Source organism: Nocardia sp. NPDC004722, assembly GCF_053601505.1.
On record NZ_JBSGBY010000518.1, the window covers coordinates 1 to 6,131 of the forward strand.

6 protein-coding genes are annotated in these 6,131 nt (G+C 68.8%); all 6 read right to left on the minus strand.

The window, feature by feature from the left end; genetic code table 11:
* Window positions 1-46: 46 nt before the first annotated feature.
* Entirely contained in the window at window positions 47-1,003 is a 957-nt protein-coding gene (locus tag ACWELQ_RS35165; RefSeq protein WP_452401331.1) for an MlaD family protein, read from the minus strand.
* Window positions 1,000-1,995 carry an MlaD family protein gene (locus tag ACWELQ_RS35170; protein ID WP_452401332.1) on the minus strand — a complete coding sequence of 332 codons (996 nt, stop codon included), beginning with the start codon at window positions 1,993-1,995 and terminating at the stop codon, window positions 1,000-1,002. The genes ACWELQ_RS35165 and ACWELQ_RS35170 overlap by 4 nt, the downstream gene beginning before the upstream one ends.
* Before the next feature lie 71 nt (window positions 1,996-2,066).
* The gene (locus ACWELQ_RS35175) at window positions 2,067-3,158 is read right to left on the minus strand and encodes an MlaD family protein (protein WP_452401333.1); all 1,092 of its coding nucleotides are present in this window, start codon (window positions 3,156-3,158) and stop codon (window positions 2,067-2,069) included.
* Window positions 3,158-4,189, minus strand: coding sequence for an MlaD family protein (locus ACWELQ_RS35180; protein ID WP_452401334.1), 1,032 nt, complete (start codon window positions 4,187-4,189; stop codon window positions 3,158-3,160). Before ACWELQ_RS35180 ends, ACWELQ_RS35175 begins: the two co-directional genes overlap by 1 nt.
* Window positions 4,177-5,181 (minus strand): MlaD family protein, encoded by a 1,005-nt coding sequence (locus ACWELQ_RS35185; RefSeq protein ID WP_452401335.1) that lies wholly within the window; start codon window positions 5,179-5,181, stop codon window positions 4,177-4,179. Before ACWELQ_RS35185 ends, ACWELQ_RS35180 begins: the two co-directional genes overlap by 13 nt.
* A partial coding sequence (locus ACWELQ_RS35190; protein ID WP_452401336.1) for an MlaD family protein occupies window positions 5,178-6,131 on the minus strand: 954 nt, incomplete at its 5' end. The genes ACWELQ_RS35185 and ACWELQ_RS35190, both read right to left, overlap by 4 nt.

Genomic DNA, 6,131 nt, shown 5'->3' on the forward strand with positions numbered 1-6,131 from the left:
GGTCGTGGTCATTGCTGTCCTTTCGCCGAAGAGGCTGGGGTCGTGGCTATTTGAGGCCGACCCGGAAGTGCACCGCGCCGTCGTCGCCGACGCCGCGCAGGGCCTGGTCGATGAGGGCGCTGATGTCGAGGGCGGGGGTGCGTCCCACCGCGTCCCGCACCACCGGGTCGAGGGCCGGTCCCAGCGGGGTCAGTCCGGGCCCGATCTGCGCGATCAGCGTGTCGAGGGACTTCAGGAACGGGACCATGCCGTCGCCGGTGAAATACGACTCCACCGGCCGGCTTTCGGCCAGTGCCGCGCCATTGGCGACGATGTCGTTGAGCGTGACGCCGAACTGGCCGAGCTGCGGCCCCGCGGCCGCGAGGGAGGGGCCGAGCCACTCCATATTCCCGCCCATCGCCTGGAGATCGGTGAACAGTTGCCGGATGGCGGCGGTGCGGCTGAGCAGGGTGGCGGCCAGCAGATCGGTGGACCGCTGCAGCACCGCCACGGCGTCGTCGGTCCCGGCCAGCGCCCGGTCGAAGGTGGCGACCAGGTGGCCGATCGACTCCGGATGCAGTTGGTTCAGCAGATCCACCACGCGCGCCGCGAGATCGGTGACGGTCGTCGGCGCATGCACCCGCTCGGCTGAGATGACCTGGCCGTCGGCCAGATACGGCCCCGCCGCCGACGGTGGCGCGAATTCCAGATAGGGCTCGCCGAGCGCCGAGAGCTGTTCGATGCGCACCTCGCTGGCGACCGGGACGCGGTACCGGTCGTCGATGCGCAGCCGCACCCGTACCCCGTGCGCCTGCTTGTCGACGGCCACGGTGCGGCCGATCTGGATGCCGGTCAACAGGATCGGCGAATTCACCCCGAGTCCACCCGAATTGTCCAGGCGCAGTTCGGTGGTGAACCAGCCGCGCCGCGGATCGAGATGCAGGACGCCGACGGTCATATAGGCGACGCCCAGCAGCAGCACCGCCGCGATGGCCGAGAACGACAGCAGGGTACGGGTATTCATCGCACCGCTCCGATCATGCGCAGGGTGTCGACGATGCGGTCGGTGCGGTCGCCCGCCGAGAGCCCCTCGACGCTCACCCCGACCAGGTTCACCTTGGGTCCGCGTTCGGCGAACGGAATCAGCTTGTTCTGAATGAGATCGGTGAGCAGCTTCATGTTCGACGGCGAATCACTGTCGAGCGGATGGCCGCCGAACAGCATCGGCACCACCGCCTTCGCCGCGCCGTCCAGCGATCCGACCAGCGGACCGAGCCAGGCCGCGGACGGACCCAGCGGCCCGAGCGCGGTGAGCACGAAGATGACGCCGATCTCGGCATTGATGGCATCGGTGGTGTGCTGCACGCCGTAGGGGGTGAGCAGGCCATCGAGCATGGGCTCGTTCTTGGTCACCCCGTCGTTCACGGTGGCCTGCAAACCGTCCAGCAGGGCATCGACCGAGGCGAGATGGTCACCCAGGTCGGTGAAGTCGGCCCCCAGCACCCCGGCGATGCGCGCGGTATCGGCCGCATCGCGCGGCATCACCCCGTTCATCTTGCGCACGATGTCCTGGAAGTCGGCGACCGCGCCGCTGCCGATGAACGTCGACAGCCCGGCCAGCACATCCTCGATCGAGGGTGAGCGGGTGGTATCGGCGAGCGGGATGGTCGCGCCCGGCCGCAATTGTGCCGCACCGGAATTCGCGGGCTCGGACAGCGCGATGTGGACATCGCCGAGTGGGGTGTCCTGCCGCAGTTCGGCGGTGGTGCCGACCGGCAGCCGCACCGAGGTGCGCACGTCGATATCGGCGATGGCGTACCCGGCCTTCGCGGGACGGTCACCGTTCGCGGGCACCGCGTCCACCAGGGTGACATGGGTCAGCTGACCCACCCGCACGCCGTCGGCGAGCACCTTCGCGCCCTGTGGCAGGTTGAGCACATCGGCGAACTCGATGCGCAGGGTGTATGTGGGTCCGGAGACCCCCGAACCGGGAACGGGGATGTCGGCGGGCTGCATATCGCAGGCGCTGACAGCGAAAAGCAGTGTGATACAGGTGATTACGTGCACTCCGGCTCGACGCCAAGTCCTCATCGCGCGCTCACCGCCGCCAGCAGCGCGGGGACCGCGGGTACCGTGACCACCCCGCCATTCGCCTGACAGCCCGTCCCGGTGAGCGTCTGCACGGCCGCACAAAGTCGATCCGAATCAGACTGTGCGAGCGCCAGTTTCGGTGCCGCGTAACCGAGCGTGAACTGCCCGGTGCCGGGGTCGAGCGCGGTGGCGAAACCGGTCGCGACCGCCGGGGCCATCCCGATCACCTGGGTCAGCGACCCCACCCCCGAAGCGATCAGCCGCGCGAGGTTCGCGGTGTCGAGCCGCTTCAGCGCGGGCGCGGCCAGCATCATGATGGCGTCATTGGCCTGCGGCAGCACATTGGTCAGCGCCGCCACCAGGTCGATGATGGGCGGGAAGGCCAGGTTGACGATATCGGTGAACGCCTGCGGCAGACCGACGGTCACCTCCTGCATGTGCGGCCAGCCGTTGCGGGCGCGGTGGGCGAGCTCGGTGAGCGCGTCGAGTAGTCGCCCGAGATGGCCGATGGCGGCGTCGGGGGAGGCGAGCGCCTTGGACAGCTGCTGGATGAGGCCGTTGATCTCGTCGCCGGTGCCGGTGGTCGCGGCATCCAGCGAGTCGAGGCCGTTCGCGAGGGCCGTGCGCTGACCGGCGTCGCCATTCAGGCCGTCGACCAGTCCGGTCAGTGCGGCGAAGGTCTGCGAAAGACTCTTGGGCGTCAGGGTTTTGGTGATGCAGGTGCCCGGATCCCAGGCCGCCCCGGTGGGTTCGGCCCCGATCAGCGTGAGGGTGCGGTCGGAGACGAGGGTGTCGCTCACGGTCACCGCGCCGACATCCGGCGGCAGTTTGCGGTCGGCGCGGACGGTGAACTTCACGAGGGCGGTGGCCCCGTGCGGACTGATCTCGGTGACCCGGCCGACCGGAATGCCGAGAATCGCGACGGCGCTGCCCTGATAAAGCCCGATGGTGTCGGGCATCTCCGCGCAGTAGCCGCGCGTCGGCGGCTCGGGTTTGCTCAGGCGCCAACCGATCCCGGCCGCCAGCACCAGCGCGAGCACCACCGTGATCGACATGAACCCGCGCGAGCCCAGTACTCGTTTCAACATCAGCACCCTCCTCCGGGCACGGGGACGCAGATCGACGCGACCGGTACGGTCCCGCCCGACTGATCGACGCTGACGCCGCCGCCCGCCGGGAGCAGCGGTTGCAGACGTTGCTCCAGGCCGCGCACCGAATCCAGCAGCGCGCCCAGCCGATCGCCGAGCTCGCTCAGCTTCGGGATCGCGTCGGCCAACGGCTGCGCGCGATCCTTCAAGCCGTTGTCCCAGGCCCGGCCCAGCGGCGTGAAATCGGTGGCCACGGCCGCGAGATCGCGCAGCGCCTGCGACACCACCACCTTGTTGTCGCGAATCAGCTCCTCGAGCGTGCCGAAGGTGTTCATCAGCCGGGCCAGCACATCGGAATTCGCGTTCAGGGCCGAGAGATACTCGTCGGCCATGGTCAGGGTGCGCGAGATGTCGGCGTTCTGTTTGTCCAGGATGCCGACCAGGTCACCGGCCGCGTGCAGGGCCGCGCGCACCGAATCCGGACTGCCGCTGACCGATTGGGACACCGCCGCCATGTCCTGGCGCAGCACCCCGCCGTCGATCTTGGCGACCGGATCGACGGCGTCCTGGAAGGCGCGGGTGAGGCTGTAGGGCAGCAGCACCCGCTCCTGCGGAATCACCGTGTCGCCCAGCGGTTTCGTGCCCGCGGGGGACAGCGCCAGGTAGTACCCGCCGACCACGGTCAGCATGCGCACGTCCAGGGTGCTCTGATCGCCGACGACGGTGTCGGCGTCGACGCTGAACTCCATGCGCACCCGATCCGCCAGCAGGGTCAGGGATTTCACCTTGCCCACCGGGATCCCCGCGACGCGCACATCGTCGCCGGTGCGGATGGTGCCCGCCTGCGCGAGGTCGGCGCGGTAGGTGTGCTCGGGGGTGGTGCCGGTGGCGTACACCGCGCCGATCGCAATGACGAGCAGCACGACGACGGCCAATCCGGCTATGCCCCAGCGGATGTCGTCACGTGGTTCACGGGGTCCGGTGCGCCGCCGCCATGTCAGGTCCGGCCATCGCAGTCTCAGTTCTGGCACAGCGTGATCCTCTGTCCGGCGATGAGCAGGCGCAGCGGCTCGGGCGCGGTGGCCGGGCCGTGCGAACAGGTGAGTGTGGCGTCGGGACCGGTCTGCGGCACCGCGGCGGTCATGGCCTGGATAAGCCCCGGCAAGTGACCGAACACCGCCACCGCCTGCTGCGGATCCGGGAACGCCTGCTTCAGGACGGTGTCCAGGTCGCGGTCGCGGGCCCCGGTGACACCGAGCACGGTGAGCAGGTCCCGAAGCGGTTGCAGCACCGGCGGAATGGTGGCGGAGAACTGGATCAGCCCGGGCAGCTTGTCACTGATGGTGACGAACAGGTCCGTCATATTCGTGAGCAGCTTGATGGCATTGCCCGACTTGCCGCCCATATGCTCGGAGATCTGCGACAGATTCGCGACCAGCGTCGACAGCACCGCCTGCCGATCGGTGGCGTAATGGCTGAGCTTCTCGATACCGCCCAGCGCCGGACCGAGACCGGTGCCGTCGCCCTGGATGACCGCCAGCACGGAGGTCGCGAACTGGTTGAGGTCATCGGGTTCCATCTGTGCCAGCACCGGTTGCAGACCCTTGAACAGCGTCGTGATGTCGAAGGCGGGCACGGTTTCCGCGGTGGTGAAGGTGTTCGCGGGCGCCCGGCGGCCTGCGGGCTGGTCGGGCTGCTGGAGATCCAGATAGCGGAAGCCGGTGAGGTTCTGGAAGCGCACCGCGATCTTCGTGTTCGCGAAGACCGGATGGTCGCGGCTCACGGTGAACCGCACCCGGGCCAGGCTGCCCGACAGTCCCACCTTCTCGACCTTGCCGACCTGCACCCCGTACAGACGCACATCGTCGCCCGCGCGGACGCCGTTCGCGTCGGTGAAAAGCGCTGTGTAGGTGTCCGTCCGGCCGCTGACCGGGCGCTCGACCACGCGGAACACGCCGATCAGCACCACCGTCATGACCACGACGGCGGTGCCGACGCGCAGGAGCAGAGCGGGAGTTCTCATCGCGGGACCTCCTGCGTGGTCTGGCCGAGTTGGGCCGAAAGCGGTTGCGCCAGTGCGGGAACCAGCTGCACCGACGTGTCGAGCACCGGCCCGTCCGGGCTGTCGTGGAAGGCCGCGCCCAGCCGGGTGAGCAGGTCGGTGAGCTGCTGGGATGAGCGCTCAGGCGTGCTGACCGAGGCGGCGATCCGATCCAGGATCACGCTGCCCATGGGCATCAGCCCCTGGAAATACTGCTGTGAGGTACCCAGCATGGCGGTGGCCACCGGCAGCAGATCACCACGAATCCGATCGAACATCTCGCCGTAGCGCTGCACCTGCTCATCGGTCTTCAGATGCGCGTTGGCGTAGGACGCCCACAGCACCGCCAGCCCGCCGGTCAGCATGGGCGGCAGTCCGGTCAGCGCCGACCCGTACCGGTCGAACAGCAATGACGGTGGCAGCTGCTGGGTTTCGGCGAACGAACGGGCGGTCGTGCCGACGGCCTGCAACAGGGGAATGAAACCGTCGACATCATGGGCGAACCGGCGCAACAACTCCACCAGTTCGGGGGTCAGCACCCGATCGGTGAGGGTGCCGGTCGACTTCAGCAGCGTGGCCAGGGTGGCGTCGCGGACCCGGCCGGAATCGCCGGTGAGATCCACGGTCACGCCATCGGCGAGTGCCGAACCGCCGGTACCCGAACGCAATTCGACCGAGCTGATCCCGAACAGGTTCCCGGGCGCGTAATCCAGCGCCACCGCATCGGTCAGACCGAACAACTGAGAGCCGTTGAGATCCAGGGTGATTCGCTGCCGACCGCCACCGGCGGCATCGATGGCGGTGACCGATCCGACCCGCACGCCGTCCAGGCGCACATCGGTGCCGGGCGCGACGCCAGCGCCCACCCGGCCCACCAGCAGGGCCACATGCAGATCGTCGGGCGGCACGCTGGCGGGCCAGGCCCGCCAGCC